Genomic DNA, 17,770 nt, shown 5'->3' on the forward strand with positions numbered 1-17,770 from the left:
CTCCTCAGTCGGTCAGGCGGGCCAGGATGTCCGGGCCGAGGTCCGTGACATCGCCCGCGCCCATGGTGAGAACGAGATCACCGGGCCCGGCCATTCCCGCCGCCGCGTCCACGGCCGCGCCCTTGTCGTGCACCGCCGTCACGGTGGCGCCCGCCGCCGCCGCCGCGTCGGTGATCAGGGCGCTGGTGACCCCCGGGATCGGGTCCTCGCGGGCCGGATAGATGTCCAGGACCAGTGAGGCGTCGGCGAGGGCGAGGGCCTGGCCCATCTCGGTGGCCAGCTCCTGCGTACGGGAGAAGAGGTGCGGCTGGAAGACCACCAGCAGCCGGGAGCCGGGGGCCGCGGCGGCGCGCATCGCCTCCAGGTCGGCGGTCATCTCGGTGGGATGGTGCGCGTACGAGTCGATCACCTGGACACCCGCGGCCTCGCCCTTGAGCTGGAGGCGGCGCTTGACGCCGGTGTACGCGCCGAGGGCGGAGGCCAGATTGTGCGCGGGCAGGCCCAGCGCGACCCCGGCGGCCAGGGCGGCGACCGCGTTGAGGGCGTAGTGGCGTCCGGGGACCGAGACCGCGAAGGTCAGCAGCCGCCCGTCGAGCAGGACGGTGACCTCGCTGGTCAGCCCGCGCGCGGTGATCTTGTGGACCCGTACGTCCGCGGCCGGGTCCTCGCCATAGGTGACGACCTTGACCGCCGACCGGGCGCGGACCCGCGAGGCCAGTTCGACCGCGCCCGGCTGGTCCGCGCAGATCACCAGGGTGCCGCCCGGGACGATCTTGTCGGCGAACGCCTCGAAGGACTCGTAGATCTCCTCCATGGAGGCGTAATTGGCATGGTGGTCCAGCTCGACATTGAGGACGATCGCGACCTCGGGGTCGTACTTCTGGAAGCTGCGGTCGCTCTCGTCCGCCTCGGCGACGAAGATTTCCCCTTCGCCGTACCGCGCGTTCGTACCGGGCCCCGCGAGATCGCCGCCGATCGCGTACGACGGGTCGAGGCCCAGCTCGGTGAGGGCGACGGCCAGCATAGAGGTGGTGGTCGTCTTGCCGTGGGTGCCCGCGACGGCGATCGCGCGCAGGCCCGTCATCAGCGAGGCCAGCGCGTCCGCGCGGTGCACCACCGGTACGGACAGCTCCGCGGCCCGCGCCAGCTCCGGGTTGTCGGCCCTGATCGCGCTGGACACGACCACACAGGACGCGTCCTCCGCGAGGTGCGCGGCGGCGTGGCCGATGTGCACGGTGACGCCCAGCGCACGCAGGGCCTCCGCCGTCGCCGAGTCCTTGGCGTCGCTGCCCGCGACCTTGGCGCCGCGCTGGGCGAGGATCTTGGCGATGCCCGACATCCCGGCGCCGCCGATGCCGATGAAGTGCGGTCGTTCCATCACGGCGGGGACAGCGGGTGCCGGTGCCATACGTGTTTCTCCCAGGTGCGCGCGAGCGACAGGTTTTATGTGCCGCCTCATCTGTCGTCCCAGCCTATTCGCTGTGGGCGAAGAGTTTGAGTACCGGTACGCCGACCTTGTGACGTGCCCGGGACGCCCAGTCCCGGTGGAAGAACTCCTCCACGTAGTGCGGCTCGGTCAGCACGATCACCTCGTCGGCGCCGGACTCCTCCACGACGCCCTTGAGGTGGTCCAGCGGATGTTCCTCGATGACCTGGCCGCTGGCCTGGGAGCCCTGGGCCCGCAGGGCTTCGAGGGAGGCCTGGAGGGCCAGTTCCGCGGGCTGTCTGGCCAGGGCGCCCTCGGGCGTACCGCCCTCCCTGGCGGCGTCCCTCAGCTCGCCGAGCGCGACATCGTCGATGGCGCGCAGCAGGACGTCCGCCTGGTCGCCGCGGGGCTGCATCAGCACAACGAAGGACACCGGTTCGTCGCCGTGGAGGGTGGTGACGAATTCCACGTCCCCGGGCGTCAGGGGCTTCTCGATCATCAATACGCTTCTGAACACGACAGGCGCCCTTCGTCTTCATGTTCATGGGCCGTTCCGGCCCACTGCTGAAACCATCCTTCCCCGTGCTCGCACGGGGTCTGCGAGAGTAAGTCTGCCCACAGGAAGCTAACCGGAACGGGGAATTCCGCTGATTGTCAGACGCGTCGGCAGACGTGTCAGCCGGGGGTCGAGACGCCCGCCAGGGGTCAGGCGCGCCGGTACCGGGCGAAAAGGAACCCGTCCTGCTCCAGGAGCGATACGAGCACGAACCGCTCGGGTACGGCCGGACCCAGGCCGGCCGCGATGCGCTGCGCGGGCCCGGCGGTGAGGGCCGGAGACAGCGTCAGACACAGCTCGTCCAGGACGCCCGCCGCCACGAACTGCCCGAGCAGCCGGGGCCCGCCCTCGGTGAGCAGCCGTACGAATCCCCGCTCGGCCAGGACGCGTACGGTACGAGCCGGGTCCGCCCCGGGGCCCTCGCCGGCGATCAGCACCTCCACGCCCGCCTTCTCGGCGGCCCGGATCCGGTCGGCGGGCGCCTCGGCACCGGTCACCAGAAGGGTCGGGACGAGCGGTTCGCTGAACAGGGGCAGCGAGAAGTCGAGGTTCAGACCGGCGCTGACCACGGCGATGGCGGGCGCGGGCGCCTGGCCGGCGGCGGCCCGGCGCGCGGCGAAGGCCTGCCGGGGCCTGGCGGGCCGGTACTGCTCCAGCCGAACCGTTTCCGCGCCCACCACCACCACATCGGCGAGCCCGCGCAGGGTGCCGAAGATCCGCATGTCGGCGGCGGAGGAGATGGGCTGGGAGAGGCCGTCGTACTGGGCGGCGCCGTCGAGGGTGGACACCATGTTGGCGCGGAGCCAGGGCCGCCCGCCCGCCGCCGGCTCCACGACCGCGCCCGAATCCACCGCCGTACCCGCGCCCGACCCCACAGCCGTACCCGCGCCCGCCGCGCCCCGGACCGATGCCGGATAGGCGTACGCGTCCGCCAGCTCGTCGAACGTCCACTCGCGGTCCACGGCCGGGCCCGGGCCCGGGACCTCGGCGGACGGTGTCTGATCGGTCACAGGGAACAGGCGTCGCATGCGAAGCAGTCTGGCACGGCGCATAGAGTGAAGAGTTGTGTCGCACTCCACCGCCGCCTCCGGCCACCGGCCGGCCACCGAAGCGGCTCCGGTCGCGCTCCGCGCCCGTGAGCCATACGTTCCCGTCGACCGTCTGGTCGCGGACATGGTGCCGCCGCCGCGCTTTGACTCCGTACGTTTCGACACATACGTCCCGGACCCCGGCCGGCCGAGCCAGTCCCAGGCGGTCACCGTTCTGGGTGCCTTCGCCGCGGGCCTCGGCGGAGCCCGGGGGACGAACGGATCCGGGTCCGGAGGCCTGCGGCGCTGGTTCGCCAGGAAGCCCGCCGAGCCCACCGGGCCGCGCGGGGTCTATCTGGACGGCGGTTACGGCGTCGGCAAGACACACCTGCTGGCATCCCTCTGGCACGCGGCCCCGGCGCCGGCCTCAGAGAAAGCTTTCGGCACCTTTGTCGAGCTGACCAACCTGGTCGGGGCGCTGGGCTTCCAGCAGACCGTACAGACCCTCGGCGGCCATCGCCTTCTCTGCATCGACGAATTCGAACTGGACGACCCCGGCGACACCGTCCTGATCTCCAGCCTGCTCCGCAAGTTGGTCGACTCGGGCGTGGCGCTGGCCGCGACCTCCAACACCCTGCCCGGCAGGCTCGGCGAGGGCCGGTTCGCCGCCGCCGACTTCCTGCGGGAGATCCAGGGCCTGGCCGCGCGGTTCCGCCCGCTGCGCATCGACGGCGAGGACTACCGGCACCGCGGTCTGCCCGAGGCGCCCGCGCCGTACTCCGACGAGCAGGTGACCAGGGCCGCGTACACGACCGAGGGCGCCAGCCTGGACGACTTCCCGGGGCTCCTTGGCCATCTCGCCACGGTCCATCCGAGCCGGTACGGAGCGCTCACGGACGGGGTACGGGCCGTCTGCCTCACCGATGTCGGCCCGGTGCCCGACCAGTCGACGGCGCTGCGGCTCGTGGTCCTCGCCGACCGGCTGTACGACCGGGAGATCCCGGTGCTCGCCTCCGGTCTCCCCTTCGACCGGCTGTTCGGCGAAGAGATGCTGAACGGCGGCTACCGGAAGAAATATTTCCGGGCGATCTCCCGGTTGACCGCACTGGCACGGGACGCCAAGGGGCTCGTGGCCCAGTAGGTTCGGTGCCGCGGCTGGCCCGGTGGGTCCGGCGGGTCCTGTGACCCGACGGGTTCCGTGGGTCCGCCGTGCCCGGAAGCCGCGGCACGCAGGCAGCGCGCCGCGGTGACTCGTGTCGTCACCCAGTACCACCACGCAACCCTGTACCACCACGTACCAAGCAGAAGGGTTCCACCATGGCCACCACTCGCCAGGCGCACACCGTCTGGGAGGGCAACCTCCTCCAGGGCACCGGCACCGTCTCGTTCGACTCCTCCGGCATCGCCGACCAGGCGGTCTCCTGGCCTTCCCGCGCGGAGCAGGCGAACGGCAAGACCAGCCCGGAGGAGCTGATCGCGGCCGCCCATTCGAGCTGCTTCTCGATGGCGCTCTCGCACGGTCTCGCCAACGCCGGCACCCCGCCGACCAGGCTGACCACCCAGGCCGACGTCACCTTCCAGCCCGGCACCGGCATCACCGGCATCCACCTCAGTGTCGAGGGTGTCGTCCCGGGCCTGGACGAGGCGGGCTTCGTGAAGGCCGCCGAGGACGCCAAGGCGAACTGCCCGGTGAGCCAGGCGCTTTCGGGCACCACCATCACGCTCAGCGCCTCGCTCGCTTCCTGACCGACCCGGACCCGCCCGGATCACCCCGCGCCGGCCGTGCCCCCGGTCCACCGGACCGTGCGGCACGGCCGGCGCACGCGTCACCGGCGTCATCCTCGTCCCGTACGCCCAGCCCCCGGTGTACCGACCAGCGGTCGCGGACCGTACGGATCCGGCGCACGCTCTAGGGAAACCGACCTGAGCGGAAGGGGTGCGTGGTGGCCAAGAAGGTGGCGAAGACAGCGGCGAAGAAGGAGAAGAAGAAGCGGCCGGACCAGCCGCAGGCCGCGCTCCGCGAGCTGCTGCGCGTCCCCGAGGGCGAGGCCGTCGACCTCTGCTCGTACGACTCCCGCGCCGTCCCCGCCGGACCGGAGAACAAGGCGGCGGCCCTCGACGACCTCACCCGCCTGGCGGAACGTCTCGCCGGGCTTCAGGACCGGCTGTACGCGGCCAGCACGGCGGGCGATCCGCGCCGGCTGCTGCTGGTCCTCCAGGGCATGGACACCAGCGGCAAGGGCGGCACGGTCAAGCATGTGATCGGGCACTTCAATCCCGCGGGCTGCCGGGTCAGAGGGTTCAAGACGCCGACCGCCGAGGAGCGGAGCCACCCCTTCCTCTGGCGGATCAAGCACGCGCTCCCCCAGCCCGGCGAGATCGGGATCTTCGACCGCTCGCACTACGAGGACGTCCTGATCGCGCGCGTCCGCGAGCTGGTACCCCGCCGGGATCTCAGCCGCCGCTACGGCCAGATCAACCGCTTCGAACAGGGCCTCGCCGACCGGGGCACGACCGTCGTGAAGGTCTTCCTGCACATCGGTTACGAGGAGCAGCGCGCCCGGCTGCTGGCCCGGCTGGACAACCCGGACAAGCACTGGAAGTTCGACCCCGCCGACATCGACGACCGCGCCCTGTGGCCCGCGTACCAGGAGGCGTACGAACTGGCCCTGGAACGCTGCTCCACCGACGCGGCCCCCTGGTACGTGGTCCCCTCGGACCGCAAGTGGTATCGCAACTGGGCGATCAGCACCCTGCTGCTGGAACACCTGGAGGCGATGGACCCGGCGTACCCGAAGGGCGAGTTCGATGTCGGGGAGGCGCGCGAGAGGCTGCTGGCGATGCCCTGACGGACAGCGGAGCGCCGAGGGTGTGCCGTGCACCACTTACGGACAGATCATCATATATTTTCCGTGAGTGACCACATATGTACGCATGCTCACGCCCGTCGTCGGCCTCGGTCTCGTCCTCACCCTCGCTCTCGCCGGATGCGGTTCCGACACCGGTTCCCGCTCGTCCACCGCCCGCCCCCACTCCGCCGGGGCGCCCGGACACGGGAGCAAGGTTCCGACCCTGGCACCGGGTCCCGGAGGTCTGACGCCGGTCTTCACCCGCGGCACCTCGGCCGCGGGCAAGACCGTCGCGCTCACCTTCGACGCCGATATGACGGCCGACCAGGGCGACCGGGCGGCGGACGGCGAGGAGTTCGACAACCCGTCCCTGATCGCGCTGCTGCGGCGGCTCAGCGTGCCGTCGACGGTCTTCATGACGGGCCGGTGGGCCGAGCAGTACCCGAGCCAGGCCAAGGCGATCGGCGCCGACCCGCTCTTCGAGGTCGCCAACCACTCGTACAGCCACCACGCCTTCACCGGCGACTGCTACGGGCTGCCGACGATCGACGGGAAGGAGATGGCCTCGGACGTGCAGCGCGCATTCAGCGCGTTCCATGCCGCGGGGGTGCGGAACGTGGTGCCGTACTTCCGCTTCCCGGGCGGCTGTTACGACGACGCCGCGCTGCGGACGCTGGCCCCCACCAAGGTGACCGCGGTCCAGTGGGACGTCGTCAGCGGGGACGCCTTCGCCACGGACGCGGACGCGGTGGCCGAGCAGGTGCTGAAGGATGTGAAGCCGGGCTCACTGGTGGTGATGCACTGCACGCGCAGCGCGGCACCCACGACGGAGGAGGCGGTCGCGAAGATCGTCCCAGAGCTGCGGAAGCAGGGCTACCGCTTCGTCAAGGTCTCGGAGCTGATGCGGCGCTGAGCGCGGGTACGAAGGCGCGCGCGGGACGGGCCGAGGCGGGTGCGGCGCCGCGCGCGAGCGGGCCGGTGGTACACGGGTTCAGCCCGAGCAGGCCGTCCGCTGGGCCTCGTGCCACTCGCAGACGGGGCAGCGCGTCGCACCCCTGACCGACTCCGGGTACTCGGTCGGCTCCCCGCACTCCACGCAGTCCGCGTACCCGGTCTCCGCCGCCGTCTCCTCCGAGGCACCCATGCCGTCGAGCGTACCCACCGGCGCCCCGGTCAGTGCGCGGTGGGCTTGGTCGGGGTGGTCTCGCTCGGCCGTACGATCACGAAGCCCTCGCCCTGGAGCATGAGCTGGACGGCCTCGCCCGAGCCGCCGCGGATCATGGAACCGACGGACTGCGAGCGGTGCAGCGAGGTGCCGAGCTGGGTGCTCCAGCCGACGACCGCGTCCGTGTCGACGTACACCGGCGCCTGCGCGGTGACGGGAATGACGATCGGGGTGCCCTCGCAGATCAGGCCGAGCTTGCCGTAACCGGTGAAAACGCTGTTGAAGAGCCCGCCGCCGGTCATGCCCGCGCCCTTCACGGTCTTGATGTCGTACGAGAGGGTCGCGTCGAAGCAGAGGACGTTGCGGCCGCTGATGGTGAGCGAGTCGCCGTGCTCGATGTCCACGATGAAGCAGTTGGCGGCCTCCTGCGCGAACCAGGCCTCGCCCTGTCCGCGTACGGCCATCAGCGGCAGGCCCTCGCCGGTGACGGCCCGCTTGAGCATGCCGCCTATGCCCTGGCCCTTCCGCTCGAACTGGAGGCTGCCCCGGTAGGCGATCATGGATCCCTGCCGTGCGTGCATCTCGCCGTTGACGGCGTACTTGATCGACTTGGAGTTCTGGAGGCTCATCCCGGGGGCGGTCGCCGGCTGGGCCAGATGTTCCGCGTTGAACAGATCGCTCTTCATGGCGTGCATCCTCGCCCGGAGGCGCTCGTTCCGCCAAGATTCCGGCCGGGATTCCGGCCGGAGGGAGCGGCGGGAGGGGCTGGCAGACTGGACGCGTGAGCAGCGACAGCGACGACATCACCAGCACACGCGCCGACAGCGGCGGCGAGGCCATCCGCACCGACAGCCCGTTCCGGCACGAGCGGACGGACCGCGACGAGGCCCCGCAGTTCGTGCTGCCGCTGGTGGTCCATATCGAGAAGGCCGCGCCCCCGGCCCGTACCGACGCCCTGGAGACGGCGGCCCGCGCGGTGCTCGTGATGCTCTCCGACGAACGGTCGCTGGGCGAGGGCGAGTGGGCGCGGGCGATGCGCGACTGGCAGGACGCCAGGATCCGCAAGGTGGTACGGCGGGCGCGCGGCGCGGAGTGGCGCCGGGCCTCGGCACTCCCGGGCCTCACGGTGACGGGTACGGGCACGAGTACGGGGCCGGGTTCGGGTGCGGCTCCCTCTGCGGACGGTACGCCGGGTGCCCCGGACGGGACGCCTCCCGCCGAGGTACGGGTCTTCCCGCCCGTACCGCTCGACGGCTGGCCCAAGGAGCTGGCCAAGCTCCAGGTCTCCGGCACCGATCTGACCGACCCCGCGCCGCCGCCCGCCCCCGACCCCGCACACCCCGTCCTCTGGCTCAGCCCCGAGCTGGAGATGTCGGCCGGCAAAGCCATGGCCCAGGCCGGGCACGGCGCCCAACTCGCCTGGTGGGAACTGTCGGAGACGGAACGCAAGGCCTGGCACGCGGCCGGTTTCCCGCTCGCCGTGCGCACCGCCGCCCCCGCGCACTGGCGCGCGCTCACGGCCACCGGCCTCCCGGTGGTCCGCGATGCCGGATTCACGGAGATCGCTCCGGGCAGTGCCACCGTGGTCGCTGATCATCCGGCACTGCGGAGCTGAACAATCGGGCACCCGTCCCCGTATCTTCCAGTGCCGCCGAGCGAGTTGAGCCGGTCGGTCAACGGTGGATGTGGATACAGCGGTGTCATATATCGGTTCGGAGGCAGCACATTGTTGCGACGCATCAACGGTACGGCGCTCATCATCGCGGCACTTGTCGCCACGGTGGGGGCGCTGGCCTTCCCCGTCTGGTCGTACGCCGACCGTTCCGGGACCGGGCAGGCCAATCTCAACGCCTCGTCCGTCGCGACCCAGTGGGGCCCGCTCTCCGCGACCGACCGCGATCTGCTGATCAAGGTGCGGCTGGCGGGTCTCTGGGAGCTGCCGGCCGGGCAGCAGGCGATCGAGCGCGCGCCCAGCCAGGCCATCAAGGAGTGCGGTGACCACCTTGTCGTCGGCCACACCGATCTGGACAAGCGGGCCCGCGACGTGGCGGCCAAGCTCGGTATCGAGCTGCCGAACCAGCCGAACGAGCAGCAGCAGGGCTGGCTCAGAGAGCTGTCGGCGGCGACCGGCCAGGAGTACGAGCGCAAGTTCGCGAATCTGCTGCGGAACGCGCACGGCAAGGTGTTCGCGCTGATCGCGCAGGTACGGCACACCACCAGAAACACGCTGATACGCCAGCTCGCCTCCGACGCCAACCAGACCGTGCTCGACCACATCACGATGCTGGAGGCCACCGGCTTCGTCGACTTCGACGGTATCGCCAACGAGGCGGCGGGCACCGCGACCGCCAGCCCGACCGGCCCGCCGCCCCCGGACGGGAATCTGCCGCCGGCCCCGTCGCCCGCCGAGCCGAGCGGCGACCAGTCCTTCACCTCCCTGCCCTCGACCCAGCCGGGCGCGCCGACGGCCATCAACACCAACCGGCCGGAGCCGGGAACGGAGCCAGGGGCGGAACCGGGAGCGGAAGTACCGGTTCCGTAGCGCGGAGTTCCGGCCACCGGCGGACGCGACGGACGCCCGCGCGCGGGCTCCTGGGTCCTCGGCCCCCGAGCCTAGGGGGTGTCTCGCCGATCTTGCCGGGCTCGCGGGGCCCGGCACGCACGCTCGCGGCGTTGTCGTCAGTCGCCTACGCTCCGCGTGGGCTCCCTCCTCCGCCTTGCGATCACACGCACCGGACCCCGCTCACCGATCCGGCCCGATCGACAAGACACCCCCTAGCGCGCGGGAACCTCAAATCGACCTCTGAACGTCCCCCTCTGCGGATTCGCCGGCGCGCGGCGGGGTCATCACCTCTGCACCGTTGCGCTGTCGCGCACCGACGTAGGGGGAGCCATGAGTCACACACCACACCTGGGGATCGGAATCGGCTGGCGGCCGGAGATCGCGGACGCGGTGGAAGCACTGCCCGGGGTCGACTGGGTCGAGGCGGTCGCGGAGAACCTCTGCGCGGACCATCTTCCCGACTCGCTCGTACGGCTGCGCGAGCGCGGCGTCACAGTCGTGCCGCACGGGGTCTCGCTGGGCCTCGGCGGCGCGGACCGGCCCGACGCGCGGCGGCTCGCGGACCTGGCGGAGCGCGCCGGGGCCCTGGGCTCCCCGCTGGTCACCGAGCACATCGCGTTCGTACGGGCCGGGGGGCCGCGCACCGCGTCGCCCGCGCTCGAAGCGGGCCATCTGCTGCCGGTACCGCGGACCGGGGACGCCCTGCGCGTGCTCTGCGAGAACATCCGCATCGCCCAGGACGCGTTGCCGGTGCCGCTGGCCGTGGAGAACATAGCGGCGCTGGTCGCGTGGCCCGGCGAGGAGATGAGCGAGGGGCAGTTCCTGGCGGAGCTGGTGGAGCGGACCGGCGTGCGGCTGCTGATCGATGTCGCCAATCTGCACACCAACCGGGTGAACCGCGGCGAGGACCCGGCGAAGGCCCTGGACGAGCTGCCGGTCGAGGCGATCGCGTACGTCCATGTCGCGGGCGGCATCGAACGCGACGGCGTCTGGCACGACACCCACGCCCACCCCGTCACCCGCCCGGTCCTCGACATACTGGCGGCCCTGCGCTCCCGCATCACTCCGCCGGGCGTCCTGCTGGAACGCGACGACGACTTCCCGCCGACGGCGGAACTGGCCGCGGAACTGACCACGATCCGGCAGACGGTCAGGCTCACGGACGCGCGTGCGGGCGTCGGTGCGGGCGCGGACATGGGCGGGGGAACCGGCCGGGGCGCGCGTACGGGCGAGCCCGCCGCCGCATCCGTATCTCCCCGACTCCTCATCGGGGAGGGCGAATCGCCCGACACCGGCCCCGCCCGCGAGCGGCTCGCCCTGCGGGAGGCCGGCCTGCTGTCCGCGCTGGTCGCCGGGGCGGCCGCGCCCGAGGGGTTCGACGCCGGGCGGCTGCGGGTGCAGAGCCGGGCGCTCGCCGCCAAGCGGGCCGGAGTGGTCGCCAAGGTCGCGCCCGAGCTGCCGGAGATCCTGGGCGGCGGCTTCCGGGCCGCGTTTCTCGCGTACGCCGCGGACCGGCCCATGCGGGACGGCTACCGCCGGGACGCGCTCGACTTCGTCGAGCATCTGCTGTTCGAGGGTCGGCCCGAGGATCCCGTGGCCCGGCGGCGGTTGACGCTCTGGTGGGAGGAGCGCGCCGGGGCGCGGCCGCCGCGCCGGGCGACCCGGCTCGTCCGCAGGGCGCGTGCCGCGCTGATCGGGCGGTGACCACGATGACAACGTTCCTCGTCGTACTGGTCCATCTCGCGGTCGCCGTCTCGTCCGTTCTGCTCGTCACCACCGTGGTCCGGCTGCGCGGCCGGAGCGCGGGCGGTCCCGTCCATGACGTGCTGGAGGCCGCGTTCCTCGGCGGCGGGCCCGGCCGGGTCGTGGACGCCACGATCGCCGGGATGCAGGCGGACGGGCGGCTGGCGGTCGGCGGGCCCGGCATCGTCCTCGTACCGCATCCGCTCGCCAGGAACCCGGTGGAACAGGCCGTGCTCCAGGAGCACGCCACCGCGCCCAGCGGCGCTCTGCACACACTCCGTCTCGCGGTGATGCGCAGTCCGGCCGTCCAGCAGGTGGGCGACGCGCTCGCGGCCCGGGGGCTGCTGGTGGCCCCGGCGGAGGCGCGCGGGCCGCGGCGGTGGGGCGTCACGCAGGGGGTGGTCTGCCTGGTCGCCCTGCCTCTGTGCTTCGTCCTGGCCGTCTTCACCTTCGTCGAGAGCTCCGGCCCCGGCTTCGGCAGCCCGATCGCCTTCTCCCTGCTGCCGACCCTGTTCGTGGGCTCGATCACCGGGATGGTCTGCGCGTCCGTGACCGGGCGGCGGATCACCGGAGCGGGGCTGCGGGCGATGCGGGCGTTCGTCGCCGCGCATCCGTACGGCGGGACCGCCTCGGCGGCGCATCTCGTCGCGGCACACGGCATTACGGCGCTGCCCGATCCCGTACTTCAGCAGCAGTTGCGGGCGGCGGCCCGGCTGCGGTCCGGGCGTGACGTCTCATTCACGGATCACGCGTCGCTCGCGGTGGTGACGTGGTGCTCGGGCGCTCAGCCCGGTTCCGGTACGGGGTGCGGTGGCGCGGGATCCGGCTGCGGCGCGAACTCCTGCGGGGGCACAGGAGGTTCCGGCGGGGGCGGTGACTCCGGCGGCGGGGGCAGTAGCTGCGGAGGCGGAAGCGGAAGCAGTTGCGGGGGCGGAAGTAGCTGTGGCGGCGGAAGCAGCGGAAGTAGCTGCGGCGGCGGGAGTTCCTGAGGCCGCGCCCCCGCACGCCGTACGCGCACAACCCCGCGTGCGCACGCCGGAGGAGCCTCCGGAGTGGCCCGGGGGCGCATCGGGGTCATTGGCCCCGACACCGCTCCCGGGTCCTTGTGCGGCCCGCCCCGTCTGCCGACCCTCTGTCGTGCGGTGGATTCCCCCGACCGCACGCATGAAGGGAACGCGATGCGCGCAGTAGTGAAGTACGGGGCACTGACCGCCCTCGGCTCCCTGGTCCTGTCGGCCCTTGCCGTCGCCCCCGCGGACGGAGCGGACGGCCCGGTCCCCGGCGCTCCCGGAACGGCCGCCCGTACCGGCACCGCCGACAGCCGCACCGCTGCCGCCCCCGCCGCCGAGGCCCGGGGCACCGCCCGTGCCGCCCATCGCGCCGCCGCTGCCGGTATCCGCTTCGGCCCCTGCCCCAAGGCCGAGATGCTGCCCGCCCCCATCACCTGCGGCACGGTCGAGGTCCCCCTCGACTACGCCCGGCCGGACGGCCGGAAGATCCGTCTCACCGTCAGCCGTGTCCGCGCGAGCCGCAAGGCGGCCACGCGGCAGGGCGCGCTGGTCTTCAACCCCGGCGGCCCCGGCGCCTCCAGCATGTACTTCCCGATGGCCGCCGGACTGCCCGAATGGAAGCGGATCGCCGCCGCGTACGACATCGTCGGCTACGCCCCGCGCGGAGTGGGCCGCTCCGCCCCGCTCTCCTGCGAGAACCCCGCGGACTTCAGCAAGGCCCCGACCCAGTCCCCGGTGCACCCCTCCGAGTCGTACAAACGGGAGCGGATCTCCGAGGCCAAGGCGTACGCACGGGGCTGCGCCGAGAACGCCGGGACCGCTCTGCCCCACTTCACCTCGCTCAACAACGCCCGCGACCTCGACGTACTGCGCGCGGCCCTCGGCGAGAAGCGGCTGACCTTCATGGGCGCCTCGTACGGCACCTACTTCGGCGCCCTCTACGCGACGCTGTTCCCCTCGCATGTGCGCAGGATGGTCTTCGACTCGGCGGTCGATCCGGACCCGCGGCAGATCTGGTACGGCAACAACCTCACGCAGTCCGTCGCGTTCGAGCGCCGCTGGCTGGACTTCCGTACCTGGATCGCCAAGCACGACAGGACGTACCACCTGGGCACCACCCCCGAGGAGGTGCAGCACAGTTACGAGAAGGTGCGCGCCGGAGTCGCCCTGGAGCCGGCGGGCGGCAAGGTGGGCCCGGGACAGTTGCAGGCGGCGATGCTGGGGGCCGGGTACTACGACGACTACTGGGCGATGCGCGCCACGGCGCTCTCGGAGTACCTCAAGGGCAATCCGGCGCCGCTGGCCGCGCAGGCCTCCCCCAGGCCGGTGGCCGCCGCCGACAGCGAGAACGGCAACGCCGTCTACACGGCTGTCGAGTGCAATGACGCGCCCTGGCCGGCCGACTGGCGGATCTGGGACCGCGACGCCACCGAACTGGCGCGCCACGCACCGTTCGAGACCTGGGACAACGTCTGGATGAACCTGCCGTGCGCCTACTGGCCCGCGCCCCGGCAGCAGCCCCTCGACGTCCGCACCTGGCCGGGCGAGCTGCCCCCGACGCTGATCCTCGCCGCCGAGCGCGACGCGGCCACACCGTACGAGGGAGCGCTCGAACTCCAGCGCCGCCTCGCCGGTTCCGCGCTGGTCACCGAGCGGGACGCCGGTACACACGGGATCGCCGGCGGCAGCAACACATGCGTCAACGCGTATATGGAGGACTATCTGCTCCGGGGCAAGACACCACCGGCACGGCACGCGGAGTGCGCGCCGCACCGGGAGCCCAACCCCGTGTCACTGGAGGAACGGCCGAGCAGCCGCAAGCTGCCGCCAATCGTCTGATCTTCCGGGCGGGACGGCCGGTCCGCGACAGCACGGACCGGATGGGCCGGACGGGCCGCACGGACGGACCGACGGGCGCGCGGGGCCCCGGGTCCCGCTCGGGCCCGGGCTTACGCCAGTCCGGCGATCAGGTCCGCGACCGACTTGCGGCGGCCCGTGTAGAACGGGACCTCCTCGCGGACATGCATCCGGGCCTCCGAGCCGCGCAGATGGCGCATCAGGTCGACGATCCGGTACAGCTCGTCGGCCTCGAAGGCCAGCACCCACTCGTAGTCGCCGAGCGAGAACGACGCCACCGTGTTGGCCCGTACGTCCGGGTAGCCGCGCGCCATCTTGCCGTGGTCCGCGAGCATCCTGCGGCGGTCCTCGTCGGGCAGCAGATACCAGTCGTACGAGCGCACGAAGGGGTAGACGCTCACATAGGCGCGGGGCGTCTCGTCGGCCAGGAAGGCCGGTACGTGCGACTTGTTGAACTCGGCGGGCCGGTGCAGCGCCATGTTCGACCAGACCGGTACCAGCGCCCGCCCGAGCCGGGTGCGGCGGAAGCGGTTGTACGCCTCCTGGAGCTCGTCCGAGGTCTCGGCGTGCCACCAGATCATGAGATCGGCGTCGGCGCGCAGCCCGGACACGTCGTACGTCCCGCGCACGGTGACGTCCTTGGCGCCGAGCTGGTCGAACAGCTCCTGGACCTCCTCCGCGTAGCCGGTCCTGTCCTCGGGCAGCACATCGCGCAGTTTGAAGACGGACCACAGCGTGTAGCGGATGACCTCGTTGAGGTCCTTGGCCTTCTTGCCCGCGTTGGGGGTCTTCTCCGGTGCAGCAGTCATGCGTCTATTCTCCCGCGCCCCGGCCGGTGCCCCACGCCAGGGTCGAGGTGGCGGTGATCTCGTCGGCGGCGCGCCGGGCGCTCGCCACACAGGCCGGAATGCCGACGCCGTCGTACGCCGCGCCGCAGAGCCGCAGGCCGGGGAGCTTGGCGACCTCCTCGCGGATCCGGGCCACCCGGGTCTGGTGTCCCACGGGGTACTGGGGCAGGCCGCCGATCCACCGGGTCACCTCGGTGGCCACGGGGCGCGCGGTCAAGCCGGTCGCCTCGCCGAGATCGCGGAGGGACACCTCGACCAGATCGGCGTCGTCCTGGTGCACCTGCTCCTCCTCGCCGTACCGTCCGATCGAGGTACGGAGCAGGAAGAGGTCCGGCGCGGCGTCGGCGACCCAGCCCCACTTGCGGGTGGAGAAGGTGGACGCCTTGATGGTCCGGCCGTCGACGGGCGGTACGAGAAAGCCGCTGCCGTCCGGCAGCACGGCGGCGTCGGAGCGCCGGAAGGCCATGGTCACCAGCGCCATCGAGGCGTACTCGACCTCGGCGAGCCCGGCGGAGGCGGCCGGGGACTCCTCGGCGAGCAGCGCGGAGGCGGACCAGGCGGGGGTCGCCAGGATCACGCCGTCGGCGGTCAGCACGCTGTCGGTGGTACGGATCCGCCAGCCGCCGGGGGTACGGGAGAGCCCGTGGACGGGGGTCTCCATCAGGATCCGGCCGCCCCCGGCCCGTACGGCGTCGGCGACGGCGCCCGGCAGCCGGCCCACCCCGCCCTCGATGCCCGCGAAGACCGCGCCGCCCGGCCGCTGGGCCGCGGCGGCCTTCGACTGGAGGTCACGGACGCTCTCCAGCAGCGAGTCATGGGTCCTGAGCGCCTCGAAGAGCTGGGGAACGGCCGCCTTCATGGAGATGCGGTACGCGTCGCCCGCGTACACCCCGCCGAGCAGCGGCTCCACCAGCCGGTCGACGACCTCCCGGCCGAGCCGCTCCGCGACATACGTGCCGACCGACACGTCGTCGCCGACTTCTGCGGGCGGCAGTTGGCCCTCCTGCGCGATCCGGGCGAGGCCCTCGTCGGAGAGCAGGCCCGCGAGCGCGGCGGGATCGCCGGGCACGCCCATCACATGGCCCTTGGGCATGGGCCGCAGCTCTCCGCGGGTCCAGACGGAGGCGTTGGCGGTGGCGGGCGGCTGGAGCCGGGCACCGAGCCCGACGGCCTCGGCCAGTTCGACGGCCTCGGGTCTGCGGGCGAGCATCGACTCGGCGCCGAGGTCGACGGGCGCGCCCTCGATCTCGCCCGCGTACAGCTTGCCGCCGAGCCTGCTCGTGGCCTCCACGAGCGTCACCTCGATCCCGGTGCCGAGCAGCCGGTGGGCTGCCGCGAGACCGGCGATTCCGCCCCCGACGACCACGACATGACCCGTATGTGTCTCCGCGTGCTGCGCGCTCGGCTCCATGCCCCCACTCTCTCAAACCCGTACCGAGGCCCGTAAACCCGGACCGGCTCCCACGGGGTCCCGTACCGAGGCCCGTAACGAGTCCCGACCGTGACCCCTTCGGAACCGGAAACGGGCAACCCGCCCAGGGGCCCCGAACGTCGAACCGGCATCATCCGCTTTTCACTCAGGGGGGCCGGTATGCGCAGGATGCCCGCGTTCGCGGCAGCACTACTCGTGATCTCGCTCGCACTCGCCGGATGCGGTGCGGGCAGCGACGACAACGCCGGCTCGGACGCGGCGAAAGCCGTTCCGGCGCAGCAGGACGGTCAGGAGGGCGCGGCGGGCGCCGGGGCGGCGGACCGGGCGGCGGAGGCTCCGGGCAGCGAGGGGCAGCCGACGACGGCGCCCTCCCGGGCCGGGACGCATGTGATCCGCACCGCCGAACTCACCGTGCGCGTGAAGGACACCCAGAAGGCGCTCACCGTCGCACGGACGGCGGCCGAGGACGCCGGGGGCGTGGTGGAGGACGAGTCCACCGAGCGCACCGAGGACGCGTATGTGACGTCACGGATCGTGCTGCGGGTCCCGCAGGACGCGTACGACTCGGTCCTCGCCGAACTGGCCGGTACGGGAACGCTGTTGGCCCGCAAGGCGAACGCGAAGGACGTCACCGACCAGGTGGTCGACGTGAACAGCAGGATCGCCTCGCAGCGGGTGAGCGTAGAGCGGATACGGGAGTTGATGGACCGGGCCACCACGCTCGGCGATGTGGTGACGCTGGAGGCGGAACTGAGCACCCGTCAGGCCGCGTTGGAGTCGCTGCTCGCCCAGCAGGCCTCGCTCAAGGACCGTACGACGCTGGCCACGATCACCCTGGAGCTGTCGGAGGCCCCGGTGGTGAAGCCGGCCGAGAAGGAGGAGGACCCCGGATTCCTGGACGCGCTGGCCGGCGGCTGGGACGCGTTCACCGCGACCGTGCGGTGGATCGCCGTGGTCCTGGGCGCGGTGGCGCCGTTCGTGGGGGCGGTGGCCGTGCTGTACGGGCTGTGGCGGCTGGCGCGCCGGCTGCTGCCGACGACGACGGGGGCGCACGGCGGCAGGACCACCGTGGCTCCGGGCCTGCCGGCGACGGGCAGGCCGGGTCCGGTGGCCGACGGAGCCGCGGCAGTCCCGGCAGGTCACGCGGCCCCGGCAGCCCCAGCCGGTCCTGCCGCTCCTGCGGCTCCTGAAGGGCACAGGCCGGCCGGTCCCGCAGGACCGCCCGCAGGACCGCCTCCGCGGCGCGGGCCCGAGGACTGACCGCGCCGCGCCCGCGCCGCCCGCGTAGCGTTC

General features: G+C 72.4%; 17 protein-coding genes. 10 read left to right on the forward strand and 7 right to left on the reverse strand.

What is annotated here, in order from left to right; all coding sequences use genetic code 11:
* Positions 1-4: 4 nt before the first annotated feature.
* The 3 genes from murC to KQY30_RS07460 form a co-directional block, all read right to left on the reverse strand.
* Complete coding sequence (gene murC, locus KQY30_RS07450; protein ID WP_217306160.1) at positions 5-1,408, reverse strand: UDP-N-acetylmuramate--L-alanine ligase; 1,404 nt, start codon at positions 1,406-1,408, stop codon at positions 5-7.
* Between the two features lie 64 nt (positions 1,409-1,472).
* A complete protein-coding gene (locus tag KQY30_RS07455) occupies positions 1,473-1,925 on the reverse strand; it encodes an indole-3-glycerol phosphate synthase (RefSeq protein ID WP_217306161.1) in 453 nt (150 codons plus the stop codon).
* A 206-nt stretch (positions 1,926-2,131) separates the two neighbouring features.
* The gene (locus tag KQY30_RS07460) at positions 2,132-3,010 is read right to left on the reverse strand and encodes a pyrimidine reductase family protein (protein ID WP_217306162.1); all 879 of its coding nucleotides are present in this window, start codon (positions 3,008-3,010) and stop codon (positions 2,132-2,134) included.
* Between the two features lie 37 nt (positions 3,011-3,047).
* Between KQY30_RS07460 and zapE the strand changes: the two genes are divergently transcribed.
* From zapE to KQY30_RS07480, 4 genes are all read left to right on the forward strand, one after another.
* Positions 3,048-4,151, forward strand: a complete 1,104-nt coding sequence (zapE, locus tag KQY30_RS07465) for a cell division protein ZapE (protein ID WP_217306163.1) — start codon at positions 3,048-3,050, stop codon at positions 4,149-4,151.
* 176 nt (positions 4,152-4,327) lie between these two features.
* Positions 4,328-4,756, forward strand: coding sequence for an OsmC family protein (locus KQY30_RS07470; RefSeq protein ID WP_217306164.1), 429 nt, complete (start codon positions 4,328-4,330; stop codon positions 4,754-4,756).
* A 209-nt stretch (positions 4,757-4,965) separates the two neighbouring features.
* Entirely contained in the window at positions 4,966-5,859 is an 894-nt protein-coding gene (locus tag KQY30_RS07475) for a PPK2 family polyphosphate kinase (RefSeq protein ID WP_217310838.1), read from the forward strand.
* Between the two features lie 85 nt (positions 5,860-5,944).
* A complete protein-coding gene (locus KQY30_RS07480) occupies positions 5,945-6,772 on the forward strand; it encodes a polysaccharide deacetylase family protein (protein WP_217310839.1) in 828 nt (275 codons plus the stop codon).
* Between the two features lie 78 nt (positions 6,773-6,850).
* On the opposite strand, the gene KQY30_RS07485 is transcribed toward KQY30_RS07480, so the two are convergent.
* Both KQY30_RS07485 and KQY30_RS07490 read right to left on the reverse strand, forming a co-directional pair.
* Positions 6,851-7,003: a hypothetical protein gene (locus tag KQY30_RS07485; protein WP_217306165.1), complete on the reverse strand. Its 153-nt coding sequence runs from the start codon at positions 7,001-7,003 to the stop codon at positions 6,851-6,853.
* Between the two features lie 29 nt (positions 7,004-7,032).
* Complete coding sequence (locus KQY30_RS07490; protein WP_217306166.1) at positions 7,033-7,710, reverse strand: AIM24 family protein; 678 nt, start codon at positions 7,708-7,710, stop codon at positions 7,033-7,035.
* A gap of 116 nt (positions 7,711-7,826) precedes the next feature.
* Here KQY30_RS07490 and KQY30_RS07495 point away from each other — a divergent pair, with 116 nt between their 5' ends.
* The 5 genes from KQY30_RS07495 to KQY30_RS07515 all read left to right on the forward strand — a co-directional run bounded on the left by KQY30_RS07495 (position 7,827) and on the right by KQY30_RS07515 (position 14,179).
* Positions 7,827-8,639 (forward strand): peptidyl-tRNA hydrolase, encoded by an 813-nt coding sequence (locus KQY30_RS07495; RefSeq protein ID WP_217310840.1) that lies wholly within the window; start codon positions 7,827-7,829, stop codon positions 8,637-8,639.
* A gap of 114 nt (positions 8,640-8,753) precedes the next feature.
* Positions 8,754-9,566, forward strand: a complete 813-nt coding sequence (locus KQY30_RS07500; protein WP_217306167.1) for a DUF4142 domain-containing protein — start codon at positions 8,754-8,756, stop codon at positions 9,564-9,566.
* Between the two features lie 351 nt (positions 9,567-9,917).
* Entirely contained in the window at positions 9,918-11,291 is a 1,374-nt protein-coding gene (locus tag KQY30_RS07505) for a DUF692 domain-containing protein (RefSeq protein WP_217306168.1), read from the forward strand.
* 5 nt (positions 11,292-11,296) lie between these two features.
* Positions 11,297-12,319 (forward strand): TIGR04222 domain-containing membrane protein, encoded by a 1,023-nt coding sequence (locus KQY30_RS07510; protein ID WP_217310844.1) that lies wholly within the window; start codon positions 11,297-11,299, stop codon positions 12,317-12,319.
* 189 nt (positions 12,320-12,508) lie between these two features.
* Entirely contained in the window at positions 12,509-14,179 is a 1,671-nt protein-coding gene (locus KQY30_RS07515; protein WP_217306169.1) for an alpha/beta hydrolase, read from the forward strand.
* Positions 14,180-14,289: 110 nt separating this feature from the next.
* Here the strand turns inward: KQY30_RS07515 and hemQ are convergent, their stop codons facing one another.
* Positions 14,290-15,006 (reverse strand): hydrogen peroxide-dependent heme synthase, encoded by a 717-nt coding sequence (gene hemQ / locus KQY30_RS07520; RefSeq protein ID WP_046504833.1) that lies wholly within the window; start codon positions 15,004-15,006, stop codon positions 14,290-14,292.
* Positions 15,007-15,010: 4 nt separating this feature from the next.
* A complete protein-coding gene (gene hemG / locus KQY30_RS07525) occupies positions 15,011-16,456 on the reverse strand; it encodes a protoporphyrinogen oxidase (protein ID WP_217306170.1) in 1,446 nt (481 codons plus the stop codon).
* A gap of 180 nt (positions 16,457-16,636) precedes the next feature.
* On the opposite strand from hemG, the gene KQY30_RS07530 reads away from it, so the two are divergent.
* Complete coding sequence (locus tag KQY30_RS07530) at positions 16,637-17,737, forward strand: DUF4349 domain-containing protein (RefSeq protein WP_217306171.1); 1,101 nt, start codon at positions 16,637-16,639, stop codon at positions 17,735-17,737.
* Positions 17,738-17,770 lie beyond the last annotated feature (33 nt).

The organism is Streptomyces sp. GMY02 (assembly GCF_019056675.1).
Lineage (GTDB): Bacteria > Actinomycetota > Actinomycetes > Streptomycetales > Streptomycetaceae > Streptomyces > Streptomyces odonnellii.

Excerpts from the sequence above, each read along its gene's own strand:
- murC (WP_217306160.1), bottom strand. The coding sequence starts at position 1,408 with ATGGCACCGGCACCCGCTGTCCCCGCCGTGATGGAACGACCGCACTTC.
- KQY30_RS07455 (WP_217306161.1), bottom strand. The coding sequence starts at position 1,925 with ATGATCGAGAAGCCCCTGACGCCCGGGGACGTGGAATTCGTCACCACC.
- KQY30_RS07460 (WP_217306162.1), bottom strand. The coding sequence starts at position 3,010 with ATGCGACGCCTGTTCCCTGTGACCGATCAGACACCGTCCGCCGAGGTC.
- KQY30_RS07470 (WP_217306164.1), top strand. The coding sequence starts at position 4,328 with ATGGCCACCACTCGCCAGGCGCACACCGTCTGGGAGGGCAACCTCCTC.
- KQY30_RS07480 (WP_217310839.1), top strand. The coding sequence starts at position 5,945 with ATGCTCACGCCCGTCGTCGGCCTCGGTCTCGTCCTCACCCTCGCTCTC.
- KQY30_RS07485 (WP_217306165.1), bottom strand. The coding sequence starts at position 7,003 with ATGGGTGCCTCGGAGGAGACGGCGGCGGAGACCGGGTACGCGGACTGC.
- KQY30_RS07490 (WP_217306166.1), bottom strand. The coding sequence starts at position 7,710 with ATGAAGAGCGATCTGTTCAACGCGGAACATCTGGCCCAGCCGGCGACC.
- KQY30_RS07505 (WP_217306168.1), top strand. The coding sequence starts at position 9,918 with ATGAGTCACACACCACACCTGGGGATCGGAATCGGCTGGCGGCCGGAG.
- KQY30_RS07510 (WP_217310844.1), top strand. The coding sequence starts at position 11,297 with ATGACAACGTTCCTCGTCGTACTGGTCCATCTCGCGGTCGCCGTCTCG.
- KQY30_RS07515 (WP_217306169.1), top strand. The coding sequence starts at position 12,509 with ATGCGCGCAGTAGTGAAGTACGGGGCACTGACCGCCCTCGGCTCCCTG.
- hemQ (WP_046504833.1), bottom strand. The coding sequence starts at position 15,006 with ATGACTGCTGCACCGGAGAAGACCCCCAACGCGGGCAAGAAGGCCAAG.
- hemG (WP_217306170.1), bottom strand. The coding sequence starts at position 16,456 with ATGGAGCCGAGCGCGCAGCACGCGGAGACACATACGGGTCATGTCGTG.
- KQY30_RS07530 (WP_217306171.1), top strand. The coding sequence starts at position 16,637 with ATGCGCAGGATGCCCGCGTTCGCGGCAGCACTACTCGTGATCTCGCTC.